Source organism: Azospirillum sp. (assembly GCF_035627195.1).
Lineage (GTDB): Bacteria > Pseudomonadota > Alphaproteobacteria > Azospirillales > Azospirillaceae > Azospirillum.
In genome coordinates this window covers 1-16,201 of record NZ_DASPMG010000292.1, presented here as the reverse complement: position 1 = coordinate 16,201, position 16,201 = coordinate 1, and the positions used below count along the sequence as shown (strand labels likewise).

At 70.0% G+C, this 16,201-nt stretch carries 16 protein-coding genes; 2 read left to right on the top strand and 14 right to left on the bottom strand.

The window, feature by feature from the left end; all coding sequences use genetic code 11:
* Position 1 precedes the first annotated feature (1 nt).
* Entirely contained in the window at positions 2-970 is a 969-nt protein-coding gene (locus tag VED21_RS26660) for a hypothetical protein (protein WP_324887779.1), read from the top strand.
* 291 nt (positions 971-1,261) lie between these two features.
* Here the strand turns inward: VED21_RS26660 and VED21_RS26655 are convergent, their stop codons facing one another.
* Genes VED21_RS26655 through crtI form a run of 5 tightly spaced genes read right to left on the bottom strand, consistent with a single transcriptional unit; the run spans position 1,262 to position 7,371 of the window.
* On the bottom strand, positions 1,262-2,383 hold the full coding sequence (locus tag VED21_RS26655) for a sulfotransferase (RefSeq protein ID WP_324887777.1): 1,122 nt from the start codon (positions 2,381-2,383) through the stop codon (positions 1,262-1,264).
* Positions 2,380-3,516, bottom strand: a complete 1,137-nt coding sequence (locus VED21_RS26650; RefSeq protein ID WP_324887775.1) for a glycosyltransferase — start codon at positions 3,514-3,516, stop codon at positions 2,380-2,382. Before VED21_RS26650 ends, VED21_RS26655 begins: the two co-directional genes overlap by 4 nt.
* Positions 3,513-4,289: a lysophospholipid acyltransferase family protein gene (locus VED21_RS26645; RefSeq protein WP_324887774.1), complete on the bottom strand. Its 777-nt coding sequence runs from the start codon at positions 4,287-4,289 to the stop codon at positions 3,513-3,515. The genes VED21_RS26650 and VED21_RS26645 overlap by 4 nt, the downstream gene beginning before the upstream one ends.
* Entirely contained in the window at positions 4,289-5,821 is a 1,533-nt protein-coding gene (locus VED21_RS26640) for a phytoene desaturase family protein (protein WP_324887772.1), read from the bottom strand. The genes VED21_RS26645 and VED21_RS26640 overlap by 1 nt, the downstream gene beginning before the upstream one ends.
* On the bottom strand, positions 5,818-7,371 hold the full coding sequence (crtI, locus tag VED21_RS26635; protein ID WP_324887770.1) for a phytoene desaturase family protein: 1,554 nt from the start codon (positions 7,369-7,371) through the stop codon (positions 5,818-5,820). The genes VED21_RS26640 and crtI overlap by 4 nt, the downstream gene beginning before the upstream one ends.
* On the opposite strand from crtI, the gene VED21_RS26630 reads away from it, so the two are divergent.
* Positions 7,366-8,901 (top strand): aldehyde dehydrogenase family protein, encoded by a 1,536-nt coding sequence (locus VED21_RS26630; protein WP_324887768.1) that lies wholly within the window; start codon positions 7,366-7,368, stop codon positions 8,899-8,901. The genes crtI and VED21_RS26630 overlap by 6 nt on opposite strands.
* On the opposite strand, the gene VED21_RS26625 is transcribed toward VED21_RS26630, so the two are convergent.
* From VED21_RS26625 to VED21_RS26585, 9 genes are all read right to left on the bottom strand, one after another.
* Positions 8,883-9,272 (bottom strand): DUF2141 domain-containing protein, encoded by a 390-nt coding sequence (locus VED21_RS26625; protein WP_324887766.1) that lies wholly within the window; start codon positions 9,270-9,272, stop codon positions 8,883-8,885. The two genes, VED21_RS26630 and VED21_RS26625, sit on opposite strands and share 19 nt — an antisense overlap.
* 20 nt (positions 9,273-9,292) lie before the next feature.
* Entirely contained in the window at positions 9,293-9,850 is a 558-nt protein-coding gene (locus tag VED21_RS26620; protein WP_324887764.1) for a DUF1499 domain-containing protein, read from the bottom strand.
* A gap of 36 nt (positions 9,851-9,886) precedes the next feature.
* Positions 9,887-10,894 (bottom strand): cytochrome d ubiquinol oxidase subunit II, encoded by a 1,008-nt coding sequence (gene cydB, locus VED21_RS26615; protein ID WP_324887762.1) that lies wholly within the window; start codon positions 10,892-10,894, stop codon positions 9,887-9,889.
* Between the two features lie 5 nt (positions 10,895-10,899).
* Entirely contained in the window at positions 10,900-12,306 is a 1,407-nt protein-coding gene (locus VED21_RS26610) for a cytochrome ubiquinol oxidase subunit I (protein WP_324887760.1), read from the bottom strand.
* 147 nt (positions 12,307-12,453) lie between these two features.
* On the bottom strand, positions 12,454-12,723 hold the full coding sequence (locus tag VED21_RS26605) for a hypothetical protein (RefSeq protein WP_324887758.1): 270 nt from the start codon (positions 12,721-12,723) through the stop codon (positions 12,454-12,456).
* Between the two features lie 48 nt (positions 12,724-12,771).
* On the bottom strand, positions 12,772-12,915 hold the full coding sequence (locus VED21_RS26600; protein WP_324887756.1) for a hypothetical protein: 144 nt from the start codon (positions 12,913-12,915) through the stop codon (positions 12,772-12,774).
* A gap of 108 nt (positions 12,916-13,023) precedes the next feature.
* Complete coding sequence (locus VED21_RS26595) at positions 13,024-13,536, bottom strand: ferritin-like domain-containing protein (protein ID WP_324887754.1); 513 nt, start codon at positions 13,534-13,536, stop codon at positions 13,024-13,026.
* 328 nt (positions 13,537-13,864) lie between these two features.
* Positions 13,865-14,431, bottom strand: a complete 567-nt coding sequence (locus VED21_RS26590; RefSeq protein ID WP_324887752.1) for a hypothetical protein — start codon at positions 14,429-14,431, stop codon at positions 13,865-13,867.
* A gap of 137 nt (positions 14,432-14,568) precedes the next feature.
* Positions 14,569-16,173, bottom strand: coding sequence for a calcium-binding protein (locus tag VED21_RS26585; protein WP_324887750.1), 1,605 nt, complete (start codon positions 16,171-16,173; stop codon positions 14,569-14,571).
* Positions 16,174-16,201 lie beyond the last annotated feature (28 nt).

Below are 16,201 nucleotides of genomic sequence, written 5' to 3'. Positions count from 1 at the left end.
CATGCGGAAACACACCATGTGGAAACACAAGGGCTTCGCGGCGGGCCTGTTCGCCGTCCTGGTCGGCTTCGGCACGATGGCCGAGGCCGGCATGCTGGGCGTCTTCCAGTCGGATGCCAACGGCTTCGACACCCGCACCTATTATTACGACGACGGGAAGGAGGTGACCGTCTTCGACACGCAGTTCGTCCCGCCGCTGACCACGGCGATGGTGGACAAGATCCGCGCGGAGACGGCATCGCCCATCACCCGCGTGGTCGTCACCCACCCCAACCCCGACAAGTTCAACGGGCTTTCGGTGCTTCACGCGCTGGGAGCGGTGTCCATCGGCTCGAAGGCAACCGCCGACGCACTGCCGATCGTCCACGACTACAAGAAAGCCTTCTGGGTCGGCACGATGGGTGCATTCACCGAGGCGACCTATCCCAAGTACGAACCGATCCAGAAGACCTTCTCGGGCACGATGACGATTCCCTTGGCGTCGGGCGAAACGATCACGCTGTTCGAACTGAAGCATGCGGGGGTCGCCACGACGCAGACCGTCGCACGGATCGACCGCACGGGCGACCTCATCGTGGGAGATCTCGTCCATCATCAGGCCCATGCCTGGCTGGAAGGCGGACTGGTCGGAGGGAGGCCGTCGCCGGACCTCCCATCGTGGATCGCGGCTCTGGACGAACTCAAGCTGCTGGAAGGAACCGTCGTGCATGGAGGAAGGGGGGCCGACGCTCCCGTCGCCGAGGCCGTGAAGCACCAGCAGGAGTACTTGCGAGCCGTGGACCGGTTGGTCGGCGACTACATCGTCGAGTTAGGGCCTGACAAAGAGGATCTGCGGAATCCGGTCAAGGCGAAGATCCACTACGCGGAACTCCAGAAGCGGGCCGCCGCGGCCTTTCCCACCTATGCCGCGCCATACATGATCGGTTTCAGCGTGTACGGCTTAGCGCAAGCGAAACTTAAACAGCGTTGAAAGTAAGGTCCGCTCTGCCGTCCGAACCGCCGGGGCAAGCCCGCCAGCAAAGGACTTGTCCCGGCCCGGTTGGACCTCCGACACCGCGTTTTCGGGCCCGCGACGGCAGCAGTGCAGAGCTTCAGAGCAGCAGCCTTGATCGACAACTTTCGGTGTGGCGAAAGGGGGCGCCAAGTCCGAAGTCCCAGATGGTCCGCTTTGCGCCGACAGTGTTGGAAAACTCCCTGACGGGGACTACGGAAACGGCGGAACAGCGAGGCCTCGCGGGCGTGGAGTTGCCTTGGTCAGGGCTCAACCCCGGCGCGGGTAGGCCCAACGCTCGAATGCGAACCGCCAGGCGACGGCCACGCTGGAGGCCTCTTCCGCCGTCAGCGCGTGGTTCTGGCGGGGAAAGCCGCGGACCTGCGCCAAGTAGGCCGCAAAAATGGGCATGGCATCGGAAATCGAACCCAAGCCGAGGACATCGTACACACGCTCGAGCTGGGGGAGTGGATCAGCCAGAAAGTCTTCGTAGCGGATCTCGACCAACCGGCCGGACGGCAGCGCCGCCATATCCACGTCGAGACGGGCCATCATGCGCGGGTAAAGGTCGAGCGCCAGCGCGTCGGCCGTTTCCGGATCATGGGGTTGCAGGGCGAACTCGCGCAGCAGCGTGCGCAGCATGCGCCGGGTGGAGTCGAAGACCGCGTAGGGATCACGGTGGATGTGGATGAACGCGGCGTCGGGCCACAGCGTGCGCAGATGCGCCACCTTCGCCGTGTGCGCCGGGTTCTTGACCAGGAGCCGCCGGCCGCCTTGCTGGAGGTGCAGCTTCCAGAGAAACCCTGTCACGCACCGGCACCAGCGCGCCACCTCGTCCGAACCGCAGTCCTCGAACAGCACGCCCCGGCGAAACGCCGCGTGCAGCATCCGCGGAAAGAAGATGCCGTGGTAGTAAGACAGCGGCTGCAGAAGAGCCAGCGCCAGTTCGTCCTCCTGTGGGGCCGTGGGGGTGACGGGCATGGGGTCGATGATGCGGTCGGGCGGCAGCCAGTCCTCAAGACGGGTGCGCCAGAATCGGCTCAGGCCGAGAAAGCCCAAAGGGAATCCGACGGCGAGCGGCGTCGGGACGCCGAAGCGCGGATCCCGGCTCAGCACGTTGAGGAGGTGCGTGGTCCCGCTGCGCCAATGGCCGACGATGAAGACCGGCGGCGGCATCGGCGGGGCGCCAGCCGTGCGGGCCGCCACCGCCCGCCGCTCCAGCGCATCCAAAGGCACGCGCACGGCGGCACTGCCCAGCGCCGTCGCCATACGGTGCAGGTGGCGCGGGGACACCCCACCGCCCTCGCGCAGGACGTGTGCGAGCGTGCCGGGATCGGCGCCGGCCAGCGGGTGGAAGATCCGATGGGCCCGGCGGCGCAGCCAGGGAGTCATGACGGGTACGCGCGGCCGCGCCACAGCGCCGGCCGGCCGCGGCAGGCGTGCAGCAGCGCCGACCACTGGATCGCCAGCAGAACCGCGACCCCCGCCGGGTGCAGCAAGGCGGAGGACAGCGGCTGGCGGAACCGCACCGCGAGCATCAGCCGCAGGCACAGCCCGGCCGCCGCGGCCCCGGCCGCCGCCAGCACCGCCCAGCCGGGTACCGGCACCGCCAGCGCCGCACCCAGGATCAGCCACGGCAACACATGCCCGCCGAACAGGAGCAGCGTCCACAGCGGCAGGGCGGCGGGGGTCGCCATGCCCTCGGTGGCGTTCTTCGAGAAGCCCGCCCACAGCTCGCCCCAACTCCCGTACATCCGGCAGGAGGCAAGATCCGTCGCGTCGAACAGGTCGGTCATGCAGCCCGCCCGCCGGAACGCGCGCGGCAGGGTCAACCCGTCGTGCCGCGAGGTGCGGATGGCGGCGTGGCCTCCGGCCTGCGCGTAGGCCTGCCGCCGCACGGCGATGAGCTGACCGCAGGCGGCGGCAAAGCGCGGGTCGGGCGCGCGGCGCATCATCGCCATCGGCAGATAGCCCAGCAGGAGCAGGTGGATCATCGGAATCACCAGCCGCTCGGCCGGAGTGCCCGTCTCCTGGCGCGGGAAGCCGCTGACCAAGCCGGAACCGCGCGCGAGCAGAAAGCCCGCGATCCGTCCCACCGCATCGGGCGACAGGCGCACGTCGGCGTCCTGGAACAACAGGATCGGGTGCCGCGCCACGCTGGCGAGCACGTGGCAGGCGTGCTGCTTGCCGCACCAGCCCGGCGGCAGCGGGGGCGCCCGCTCCAGCCGGACACGCCGGTCGCGCCGCCCGATGGCCGCCACGACGTCGGCCGTGGCGTCGGACGAATGGTCGTCCAGGACGACGACCTCGATCTCCACGCCGCGGCTGGCGAGCGCCGCATCGACGGCGGCGCCGATGGTCGCCTCCTCGTTGCGGGCGGGGATGAGGATGGAGACCGCGGTGCCGGGCGGCGGCGCGCCTTGCGGTGGCCGGAACAGACGCAGGTTGGCGACGCCGAGGGCGAGCGGCAGCAGCGCCAGGATCAGCGACAGCAGCGCCAGCGCGATCCAGGCGGCGTCGCTCATGGCTCCGGCGCTCCATGCCCGGCGTGGAACGGCCGCCCGGCCAGCCAGGCCCGGCCCCGCCGCCACAGGTCGTAGAGGCCGCCCACCCCGACGCGGCCGTCCAGAAGGCGCAGGAAGCGGGCCGGGTCGCGGCTGACGGCGTCGGCGGCCAGCGCGTCCATGGTGTCCTGCAGGGCTATGGTCAGATGGTCGTTGATCGTCGCGGCCTCCAACCCTGTGAAAACGGCAGCGTCTAGGGGAGCGCCGAAGCGGGCCAGAGCCTCCGGCGTGCGCTCGTCCCAGAACGGGTATTCCAGCGCCAGCGGCACGACGACCGCCTCCGGCACCCGGCGCACCAGATGCGCCACGCCCGGCCGCAGCCGCACCGGACGCACGCGCGGGTCGGTGAAGCTCCCCTCAGCGGTGATCCACAGCATGGCGTCCGGATCGCGCAGGATGGCGAGGCCGGTGCGCAGGAAGGCGGTGGCGCCGCTCACCGTGCCCGGCTCGATCCCGAACAGCCCAATGCGGCCGAGGAACGGGTAGCGGCGCAGCATGGCCGCGTCGATGGGGCCATAGCCGGGGCGGCCAGCATATTGCGTGGTGGCGAGGACGATGAGGAAGGCCGGATCCCACCAGGACGGGTGGTTCAGGCAGACGATCACCGGCCGGCCCGGCGGCAGCTCCGGCCAGCCGGGGCGCGCCAGTCGGACGGCGTGGAAGCTCCGGCGCATCGCCCGCGCCATCACGCCGCCGAAGAAGCGGACGAGCGGGGTGGAGCGCCGGGGCACCATCAGGCGACCTCGCGCCGTTCCGCGCTCCCGAGATCCCGGTCCAGGGCGTCGGCGGCGATCCAGCCGGACATCAGCACCATGGGCATGCCGGGACCGGGGTGCGCGGCGCCGCCGGCCAGATACAGCCCCTCCACCTCGCGGGAACGGTTGCCCGGCTTGAAGGCGCCGAGGAAGCGGCCGTGGCTCGCCAGCCCGTAGATGGCGCCGTTCAGCACCCGGTAGCGTTCATGGATGTCCTGCGGGGTGAGGGTGTGCTCGACCCGGATGCGGTCTTCGAGGTCGGTCAGGCCGGCGGTGCGCTTCAGCTTGTCGAACACCACGCGGCGGTACTCCGGCAGCATCCGCGACCAGTCGTGGTGCGGGCGCAGGTAGGGGGTGTGCACCAGCACGTACAGCGCCTCGCCGCCCGGCGGCGCCACGCCGGGCTCGGTGCGCGCCGGGGCGGCGAGGTAGCAGGTGGGGTCCGGCGCCGGCTCGCCCCGGCGGTAGATCCAGTCGAACTCCTCCTCCGGGTCGCGGGAGAAGACGAAGTCGTGGTGCAGCAGATGGTCGTAGCCGCGCTCCAGGCCGAGGTAGAAGACCACGCCCGAACAGGCCGGCTCGTGCCGGCGGCGCTTGAGGAAGCGCGCCCCGGCGGGACCGCCGACCAGCTCGCGGTAGGTGCGCACGGCGTCCATGTTGGAGACTGCGGCGGCCACCGGGATGCGCTCCCCCGCTTCCGTCTCGACCGCGTTCACGCGGCCGTGCTCCACGGCGATGCGCGCGACGCCGGTGGACGTGCGGATCTCCACGCCGAGATTGCGGGCGAGGCGTTCGAGCGCGCCGGGCACCGCGCGCGTGCCGCCCATGGGGTACCAGACGCCCTCGCTGGTCTGCATGTGGGCGATGGCGCACAGCACCGCCGGGGCGCCGTAGGGGGAGGAGCCGACATACTGCGTGAAATGGTCGAGCATCTGCGCCACCCGCGCGTCCGGCACATGGCCGCGGATGGTGCCGGCCACCGTGGACCCCATGCGCAGCGCCAGCACGTCGGACAGGGTGGCGGCGCTGAGGTTGCGGCGCACGTCGATGGTGTCCGTCAAATCCTCAACCGATTTCCAGAAGAAGAACCGCTCGGAGATGCCGTGCAGCCGCTCGGAGCGCGCCAGGAAGCGGCGGTAACCGTCCCCCACCCCCATGCCCGGCGCGAAACGGTCGAGCGTGCCGGCCATGGCGCCGACGTCCTCGCCGAGGTCGAGCACGCTGCCGTCCTCGAAGAAGCAGCGCCATTGCGGGTCGAGGCGGACCAGCGGCACCTCGCGCTCCAGGTCGCGCCCGGCCTCGGCGAAGATGCGGCGGAGCACGCGCGGCACGGTCAGGATCGTCGGCCCCATGTCGAAGCGGAAGCCGCCCTCCTCCAGCACCGCCGCCTTGCCGCCGAGCCAGGGGTTCTTCTCCAGCAGCACCACGCGGTGTCCGCGCTCCGCCAGCACCACCGCCGACGCCAGCCCGCCCAGGCCCCCGCCGATCACCGCGATCCGATCACCGCTCATGCCACCTCCCCCAGCAGCGCCTTTCCCAGGATTCCGGTGCGGCCGGCGTTCAGCTCGCGCCAGGGGACCGACAGCCCCAGATCCTCGGCCAGCAGGCGCGCGGTGATGCGCGCGCCCTCGAAGATCACCGGCAGGCCGCTGCCCGGATGGGTGCCGCCGCCCACGAGGTAGACACCGTCCAGGTCCTCGAACCGGTTGCGCGGCCGGCGGTGCAGCATCTGGTCCAGGCTGTGGGCGAGGTTGAAGGTGGCGCCGCGGTGGAGCGCGAAATCCTGCTCCCAGTCGGCGGGGGTCACCATCCTCTCCACCCGGATGCGCCGCTCGATGTCGCGGATGCCCAGCGCCTCCAGGCGCTTCAGCACCAGCGCGCGGTACGGGTGCTTCTCCACCGCCCAGTCGACGTGGCCGCGCTGGTGCCCGACCGGCACCAGGACGTAGAGCGTGCTGCACCCCGGCGGCGCCTGTCCCGGATCGGTCACGCAGGCGTTCTGCACGTAGAGCGACGGACGCCGCGGCAGTTCCCGGCACGCCTCGATCTCCGCGAGGTTGCGGGCGTAATCCTCAGCCAGATAGATCGTGTGGTGGTCGAGGCCCTCCACCCGCCCCTCGATGCCGAGGTAGAGCATGAAGGTGGAGCAGGAGAACTTCTTGCGCGCAATGGCCGCGTCCGACCAGCGGCGTCGCAGGTCATCGGGCACCAGCGCGGTCATCGCCTTGGCGAAGTCGGCGTTGATGACCAGCCCGTCCAGCGGATACTCCCCCTCGTCGGTGCGCACGGCGACGGCGCGCCGGCCCTGAAAGCGGATGTGGCGGACCGTCTCGTTGGTGCAGATGTCGACGCCCAGATAACGCGCGACCCGCGCCATCGCCTCCACCACCGCCCCGCAGCCGCCGCGCGGGTGGAAGATTCCGTGCTCGTGCTCCAGGAAGGACAGGATGGTGAACAGGCTGGGGCAGCGGAACGGCGACATGCCCAGGTACTTGCTCTGGAACGAGAAGGCGAGCCGCACGCGCGGATCGCGGAAATAGCGCGCAAGGTCGGAATCGACGGAGCGGTGCGGGTTCAGCCGCCGCAGCGCCTTCAGGATCGGCAGGCCCAGAAGTGCCAGCGGGCCGTCGAACGGCGTCTCCAGCACCGGGCGGAAGGCGTCGAGCTTGGCCCGGTTGTCGGCGAGAAAGCGCGGCAGCGCCGCGGCGTCAGCCGGGGCAAGGCGCGCGATCTCCGCGGCGAGGCGCTTGGCGTTGGCGTGCATGCGCAGCTCGCCCCCGCCCTCGAACAGCAGGCGGTAGAGCGGATCGAGGCGGATCAGATCCACCTCCTGGTCGAGGCGCCGGCCGCAGGCGGCGAAGATCTCGTCGAGGATGCGGGGGTAGAGAAAGAAGGTCGGCCCGGTGTCGAAGCGGAAGCCGTTCAGCTCCAGCGCCGCCGTGCGTCCGCCGACCCGCCCACGCCGCTCCAGGACGGTGACCCTGGCGCCAGTGAGCGCCAGCAGCATCGCTGCCGCCAACCCGCCGGGCCCCGCCCCGATGATGACCAGACGCCGATGCATGCCCTTGCTGCCGTCTCCGTTCGCGCACAGCTTCCTTGCGCCGAACACCGACATGGGCCGGAGATGGACCGCGACAACGCACCCTATACTTATGGTAGCGACTCAAATCTATTGGCGGCCGAGACTCGTATAAGGCAGGCGGCCTGGGCCGCCGTGCCCGCCGCGGAACGGCTGCGCGTCGTCCGCGCGCTACGCCGGCGCATGGCGGCGGAGGCGGGCGCGCTGGTCGGCAGCCTCGCCACCCGCCCCGGCCGCTCCCCCGCCGAAAGCCTCGCCGCGGAGGTGATCCCGCTCGCCGACGCCTGCCGCTTCCTGGAGCGCGAGGCGGCGCGGCTGCTGGCACCCCGGCGCCTGGGGGCGCACGGCCGGCCGGCGTGGCTGTTCGGGGTGAGCGCCGAGGTGCGGCGCGATCCCTATGGCGTCGTGCTGGTCATCGCGCCGTCCAACTACCCGCTGCTGCTGCCGGGCGTGCAGTTGGTGCAGGCGCTGGTGGCCGGCAACGCGGTGCTGGTGAAGCCGGCGCCGGGCTGCGCGGCACCCATGGCGCTGCTGGCGCGCTGGCTGGCGGAGGCGGGCGTGCCCGACGGGCTGGTCCGCGTGCTGGGCGAGGGCGTGGCGGACGCGGAGGCGGCGCTGGCGGCCGGGGTGGACAAGGTGGTGCTGACCGGCTCCGCCGAGACCGGGCGTCGGGTGATGGCGACGCTCGCCGAACGGCTGGTGCCTGCCACCATGGAGCTGTCGGGCAATGACGCGGTGTTCGTGCTGCCCGGCGCCGACCTTGGGCTGATCGCCCGCGCGCTGGCGTTCGGGTTGCGCTTCAACGGCTCTGCCACCTGCATCGCGCCGCGCCGGGTGTTCGTGCCGCAGGGCGACGCGGCGGCTCTGGAATCGGCGCTGACGGAGCGCCTGTCGGCGATCCCGCCGGTCGCCGTGCCCGCAGCGGTCCGCCGCCAGACCATCCGGCTGGTGACCGAGGCGGTGGCCGGCGGCGCCCGCCCGGTCGGCCCGGTGCCCGACCCCGCCTCCCCGGTCATGGCGCCGCTGGCGGTGGCGGACGCGCGGCCGGGCATGGCGCTGCTGGAGGAGGATGTGTTCGCCCCGGTGCTGGCGCTGGTCCCCGTGGCGGACATGGAGGAGGCGCTGAGCCTGGCGGCGCGCAGCCCCTATGCGCTGGGCGCCTCGGTGTTCGGGCCGGAGGCCGAGGCCCGCGCGCTGGCGGAGCGGATCGACGTGGGCAGCGTCACCGTCAACGACCTGATCGTGCCGACCGGCGACCCGCGCCTGCCCTTCGGCGGGCGGCGGCGCAGCGGCTGGGGCGTCACGCGGGGTGCCGAGGGGCTGCTGGAAATGACGCAGGTGAAGACGGTCAGCGTGCGCGGCGGGCGCGGGCACCTGCACTTCGACCCGTTCCGGCCGGGGGACGAGGGGCTGCTGCTGGCGGCCTTCCGGGCGATGCACGGCGGCGGGCGGACGCGGCTGGCCGCGGTGCCGGCGCTGCTGCGGGCGTTGCGTCAGCGCTCAACCAGATAGCGCAGCTTCAGGGCGGTGCGCGTCACCGGCTCGGCGACGGCCAGGGCGGCGTCGCCGTAGCTCGGCGGGCCGAAGCGCATGGGGGCGTCGTTGCTGAAACCGATCCCCTCCTCCGGCAGGCCGAAGAAGTTGCGGTCGATGTCCAGGTTCTGGTTCTCGTCGTGGAACGCCTGCACCGCGTAGGTGCCCGGCGGCACCCGGCGCACCACCACCGTGACGCTGCCCGGCCACGCTGGCTCCGCCGCGCTGTAGGGGCAGCCGGCGCGCAGGAAGGTCTCCGCCGTGCACACCGCGACCAGCACCTTTCCCCGGGCGTTCGCGACGTTGGTCACGGTCACCGATAGGTCGGCGGCGGCGACCTCATGCCCCATGACGAGGACCACCAGCGCCGCTACCCACCCCCAACGCCGGCCGTGGCGATGCGGCCCAGTTCCGCCTCCATCGCCGCCAGCCAGGCGCGCAGGCGCGCGGCGTTGGTGCCGAGGTCGGAGTGGCCGTACAGCGACCGGCTGTAGAGCGCGACCGTCGAGCGGTCCGGCCCCAGCGCGATCGGCCGGACGGTCACGAGGTCCGGAAAGCGCAGCCATGGCGTTCGCACCTCCACGTCCATTTGGGGCACATCGATCTGACCGTCCGGGCCGCCCAACCGGCGCGCACCCTCGCGCTCCAGCAGCCGGTTCCAGACCGCCGCCTGCACCTCGACGCCCACCGGGAAGACCGGGCTCTCGCCGTCCGCCGTGCGGCAGAGGCCCGGCGGGCAGACCAGATGATGGTTCGGCCGGTCCGGCGGCGTCAGCGTCTCGAAGGCGACCGGGGCTTGGTCGCCGGGGCCGAACAGCGTCTCCCACACCCCGTCGCGCCCGACGGCCAGCGCCAGCCCGCCATAGGCCAGCACCGGGACGAGCAGCAGCACCAATACGGCGCGCAGCAGGATCCGGATGGCTTTCATGCCCGGTAACATAGGTGCGGAACCCTGCCGCGGCGATCAGTGGTACCCGAACGCCCCCGTCACCTTGCCGCGGAACACCCAGTAGCTGTAGGCGGTGTAGACCAGGATCGTCGGGATCAGGAAGGCCATGCCGACCAGCAGGAACACCTGGGTTTCCGGCGGTGCCGCCGCCTGCCACACGGTGATGGACGGTGGGATCAGGTTCGGCCACAGGCTGATGGCGAGGCCGAGATAGGACAGCGCGAACAGCGCCATGGAGAGCACGAAGGGCTGCACCTCCCGCCCGTCGTCGAGCGCGCGCCACAGCCCGAACGCCAGCGCGGCCGTGACCAGCGGCACCGGCGACAGGAACAGGATGTTGGGCATGGAGAACCAGCGCTCGGCGATGGCCGGCTCCAGGAACGGCGTCCACAGGCTGACGATGCCGACCATGACCATCACCGCGACCATCAGCCGCCGCGCCACGCGGAAGCACCAGCCCTGAAGGCGCCCGATGGTCCGCCAGATCAGCCATGTGCTGCCCAGCAGCGCGTAGCCGCCGATCAGCGCCAGCCCGCAGAACACGCTGAAAGGCGTCAGCCAGTCGAGCATGCCGCCGGCGAAGTCCCGCCCCTCGACCCGGATGCCCTGGATGAAGGCGCCGAGCACCACGCCCTGCGCGAAGGTGGCAAGCAGCGAGCCCAGGAAGAACGCCTTGTTCCACCAGTGCCGGCTCTTGTTCGCCTTGAAGCGGAACTCGAAGGCCACGCCGCGGAACACCAGGGCGATCAGCATCAGGAGCAGCGGCAGGTACATGGCCGGCAGCACCACCGCGTAGGCGATGGGAAAGGCCGCGAACAGCCCGGCGCCGCCGAGGACCAGCCACGTCTCGTTGAAGTCCCAGACCGGCGCCACCGAGTTCATCATGACGTCGCGGTCTTCCTCGCTGGGCGCGAAGGGGTAGAGGATGCCGATGCCCAGATCGAAGCCGTCCATCAGCACGTACATGAACACGGCGAAGCCGACGATGCCGACCCAGGCGAGGGTGAGGAGGCTGCCTTCCATGGACGTCACTCCGCGGGGTCGATGGACTCGCCGGGCAGCGACAGCGGCCGCTTCGGGCGGTGGGCCTCCTGCTTCGCCATGGGCTCCTCCTCGTCGCGCGGGACGGACGGCCCGATCCTCAGCAGCCGGATCAGGTAGTAGGTGCCGGCGCCGTAGATCAGCGTGTAGACGACCACGAAGGCGATCAGCGAGGTCAGCACCGCCCCGGTGGTCAGCGACGGCGTCACCCCTTCGGCCGTCCGCACCAAGCCGTAGACCACCCAGGGCTGGCGCCCGATCTCGGTGGTGAACCAGCCGGCCAGGATGGCGATGAAGCCGATGGGCATGCAGGCGACGAGGATCTTGTGGAACCATTCCGCCGTGTAGAGGCGCCCGGTGAAGCGCAGCACCAGATGGATCGCCGCCACCGTCACCATCAGCAGCCCGATGGCCACCATGATGCGGAAGGTCCAGAACAGGATTCCGGCCGGCGGGCGCTGGTCGCGCGGGAACTGCTTCAGGCCCGGCACCTTGCCTTCCCATTCGTGGGTCAGGATGATGCTGGACAGGCCGGGGATGCCGATCTCCCAATGGTTGGTCTCGGCCTCGTCGTCGGGAATGGCGAAGAGGATCAGCGGCGCGCGCGGCCCTCCCTCCCAATGCCCCTCCATGGCGGCGATCTTGGCCGGCTGGTGGTCGAGCGTGTTCAGCCCGTGCAGGTCGCCGAGGAGCACCTGCAGGGGGGCGAGCACGGTGATCATCCCCAGCGCCATGCCGAGGCCGACGCGCGCGTGCTCGATGAAGCGGCGGGTCAGCAGGTAGAAGGCGCTGATGCCCGCGACCACGAAACCGGTGGTCAGGAACATGGCCGTCAGCATGTGCGCCAGCCGGTAGGGGAAGGAGGGGTTGAACACCACCTGCCACCAGTCGGTGACGAAGAACCGGCCGTCGCGCAGTTCGGCGCCGGCCGGCGTGTGCATCCAGCTGTTGGCCGACAGGATCCAGAAGGAGGACAGCACCGTCCCCAGCGCCACCAGGCAGGCCGCCATGAAGTGCACGCCGCGCGGCACGCGGTCGCGGCCGAACAGCAGGATGCCCAGGAAGGCCGCCTCCAGGAAGAAGGCGGTGACCACCTCGTACTGGATCAGCGGTCCCAGCACGTTGCCGACGATGTCCGACCAGCGGCTCCAGTTCGTGCCGAACTGGTAGGTCATGACGATGCCCGACACCACGCCCATGCCGAAGGAGATGGCGAAGATCTTCGTCCAGAACTCCGACAGGCTGCGGTACAGCTGGCGCCCGGTGCCAAGCCACAACCCCTCCAGCACCGCGATCCAGCAGGCCAGCCCAACCGTGAAGGACGGGAACAGGATGTGGAACGAGATGACGAAGGCGAACTGGATGCGGGACAGGATCAGCGGGTCGAGTTCCACGACCGCGGCCCTTGTTCAGTTGGCGCTGTGCGGTAACGGCAAGGGAATACGCACAGGGCATTTTGGTTCCCGACACACGGGCGGGTGCGACGATTCGTCGCCCATCCCGCGGCAGCCACCGGCGAATGGGAGCGTACAGACCGACGGCTACGTCGTCGGTCCGGTGCCGGCGCCCTCCTCGAACAGCTCCCGGAACGGCTTGCCCCGTGTCCCGGGCACCTCCGTGAGTAACAGCGCGAAATCCACGCCCTCCAGACTTGGCGTGTGCAGGACCTCCGTGATGCGGAAGGTGAGCGGCGTTCCGTTCTCTTCGAACTGAACGCCGTCGCCGCACCGCGGCGGCAGACGAAACGCTTTGTCGCTCCAGACGGGTTTCTGTTCCTCGCGCACGAGAAGACAGCGGCATTGAATGCTCACGGTGTTTCTCCTCGATGTCAGGAATGGGAAGGCACTCGCCATGCCGCTCTAAAAAACGAACACGAACGCGACGATCATGGCGATGATCGCGAGCGGGAGCCCTATCCCGAGCACATAGCGACCGACATGCTCCATGCTGCCTTGGCGGGCCTGTGTGGCATTCCGGGTGGGGGGCGTCTTCTGATCGGCCATGATGGCTTGGCCCCTTGTTTAGAGAATTCGGAGATTGGAAGCCGCCCAGGCGCCCCGTCGATCCGGCAAACCGACAAGGGGCCCGGGTCAGCCTCCACTTCGTCCAGGTCAATGGCTGGCCGTGGTTTCCCGCTGCTCCAAGCTGATGTACTTGCGGGTGATCGGCTCGACCAAGTCCTTCATCTTCTGGGCCATGGCCTCCTCTTCCCGGAACGATTGCTGGAAACCGGAAACGTTGCGGAAGCCGGCGGCCTCGGCGATGACGATCAGGGACTTGTAAGCGGCGATCTCATAGTTCTCGAACGCGTGATTCGTGAACATGTTCTTGAGGATCTCGTCCTTGGCCGGAGCGTGCGCCACCGCGGCCACGTTGCCCATGAGGCCGAAGATCGCCTCCTTGATGGTCGAGGGGCTTGTCTGCATCTCGTTCATCGCGTCCTCGATGCGGCGGCGCTGCTCCTCCGTTTCGCGGATGTGCGAACGCAGGGCCTGCTCCAACTCCGGATAGTTCTGAAGCCTTTCGACCTGACGGTTCATGATCTGCAAGGCCTCCATCTCCAACGCATGCGTGTTGTGGAGGCCGGCAATAAGAATATCGCGCGTGGGACCGGACAAAGCCATGGGTTTGATCTCCATTAAACGACTGACATGCGAGATCAACCACAAGCCCTTCGGAGAAGTTCCTCATGAAGATGCGCATTTTCTTTCGCTGAATGCAGCATCTCTAAGGTCTTTCAAATACTTCACATGGACAAAACACACCAATTTCGGTTCTACGTTTGGGGTGCGCGGCTGGATTTGGCACCGTGAAAAATACAAACACGCGGGCGCGGAACGCCACGCGTTTGGCCCCTTCGCTATTGGACGATGCCGCAGCACCTGGTCAGCCCGTGTTTCACGGTCCTTTCGACGGTTGGGTACGGCGACCTCCTCTACGCCGCCGGCCACCTCACCGCTTTGTGGGCTGAGGGTTTATGACGCACCAAGCGGCGGCAACCGCTTTGACCAGCTCGCCGTCACTCATCCGCATCAGTGCCTCGGCTTGGCTACGTGCCGAAGCACAAAAGCCCTCCGCATCGAGCCCATACGACATCCGGCCTTCGCGGCGTGCAATGTCAGAGGCCGCTTCCGTGCGCCACCGGTCAAACCGGCTGAGACCACGTTTAGCGATGATTTCCCTTTCCCAATCGCTGATACGCGAGCGGTGGCGCTCCGTCAGGGCGGCGTAGGCACGCATCGCGGCGCTCTGCCGAGGGTCCATTGTCTGGTGGCTGCTGTCCCCCTGCGGCGCCTCAAGACGGCCAGTCGGACGCCCGGCGGCCCTGTCTTCTTCGACCGTTTTGCACATGAGCGCGCGCACCATGACCTGCGTGTGAACGCGCAGACCGGCCTCGGCGATCGCCAGGGGCAGCGGCTTCGGGCAGGCCTCCTCTCCCTGCGCATCGGTTGGTCCGCTAAAGCTCCCGAGAAGCACGCCTACCATGCCGCCAAAGACGGCCTTTCGAAGATCGGCCATGATCCACCTCCTGCCCTATACTCGCGACAGGACGCGCACCAGTCCACCCATCCAGCCCCTGATCCATGTGGCGGAAAGGGACGGCGCGTCGGGCGAGACATCCCCCGCCCGCGGGGGCAGCGCGGCATCGACCATGGTCACCCCCGGAACACGATCCGCTCCATGGAGAACGCCTGCAGGAAGGCACCGTCCGGCATGGCGATGGAGACATACGTCGGCTCGGCGAAGGTCCAGACGACGACACGCTGTCCGTCGCGGATTTCCTCGGTCACGGTGCGCTCCAGCGGGGCGCCGCTCGCCGGCGCGAAATGGAAGGCGCCTTCCGCCATTACGGCCGCCGGCACGAGGAGGGTGTCCTGCCCGTCGTCGCCGGCCACAACGTCGTAGCCGCCGTCCGGCGTCCACACCAGGACGTCGTTGCCGGCGCCGCCCAACAGCCGGTCGTCGCCCGCGCCGCCGTCGAGCGTGTCGTCGCCGTCCTCGCCGACCAGCCGGTCGTCGCCGCCGCCCCCGCTCATTGCGTCGTCGCCGGCGCTGGCCCACATCCCGTCGTGCCCGTCGCCACCGTCCATGACGTCGTCGCCGAAGCCGCCGACGAGCCCATCGGCGCCGTCGCCGCCGCTCAACGTATCGTCGCCGTCCTGACCCCACACAGCGTCGTCGCCATCGCCGCCGTTCATCGCGTCGTCGCCAACGCCGCCGGCGAGCGTGTCGGTGCCGGAACCGCCGGCCATGGAATCATCGCCGCCTTCGCCGACCAGGGTATCGTCGCCCGCGCCGCCGCTCAGCGTGTCGTTGCCCGCGCCGGCCCACAACTCGTCGCGCCCGTCGCCGCCTCGCATGGAATCGTCGCCGCCACCGCCGGTGCCGGTGTCGTCGCCTTCGCCACCCTCCATCACGTCGTCGCCGTCGCCGCCGGTCAGCCAGTCGCGGCCGGCACCGCCGTCCATCTGGTCGTTGCCGTCGCCACCGGCGAGCGTGTCGTCGCCAGCGTCGCCCTTCAGCCGATCGTCCCCGGCGCCGCCGTCGACCACGTCGTTGTCCTTGCCACCGCCCAGCATATCGGTGCCGGCGCCGCCCGACAGGAGGTCATCGCCCGCGCCCCCGTCGAGGGCATCGTCGCCCGCGCCGCCGTCCATCTGGTCGTTGCCGTCGCCGCCGGCGAGCGTGTCGTCGCCGGTCTCGCCCCACAGGACGTCGTTGCCCTTGCCGCCGTCCGCCCGGTCATCGCCGCTGCCGCCGTGCATGGTGTCGTCGCCCGCCTCGCCGCTCAGCGCGTCGTTGCCGGCTTCGCCATGCACCTGGTCGTGCCCGTCCCCGCCGCGCACGGTGTCGTCGCCGGTGCCGCCGCCGATGAGGTCGTTGCCGGCGCCGCCATCGACGACATCGTCACCGGTGCCGCCGCCGACCGTGTCGTGGCCGTCCCCGCCACCGAGGGTGTCGTTACCGGACTCTCCGTCCAGGACGTCGTTGCCGACGCCGCCATCCACGATGTCGTCGCCCGACCCGCCTCGCACCTCGTCGTCGCCGCCGCCGGCGAACACGATGTCGTTGCCGTCGTCCGCCCAGACGGTGTCGTCGCCGTCGAGCGGCATCAGGATGTCGTCGCCGCCGGTGGCCAGGATGGCGTCGTCTTCGAGTTTGCCGATCCAGGCGGCGCCGCCGGCGATGGAGGCGATCTGCCGCTCGTTCAGCGGCATGCCGGCGGTCCTGGGCGTGCGCGGTGCGCGGGGGCGGGTCATCGGGTGCTCCGTTCTCGTGGGGCGAGGG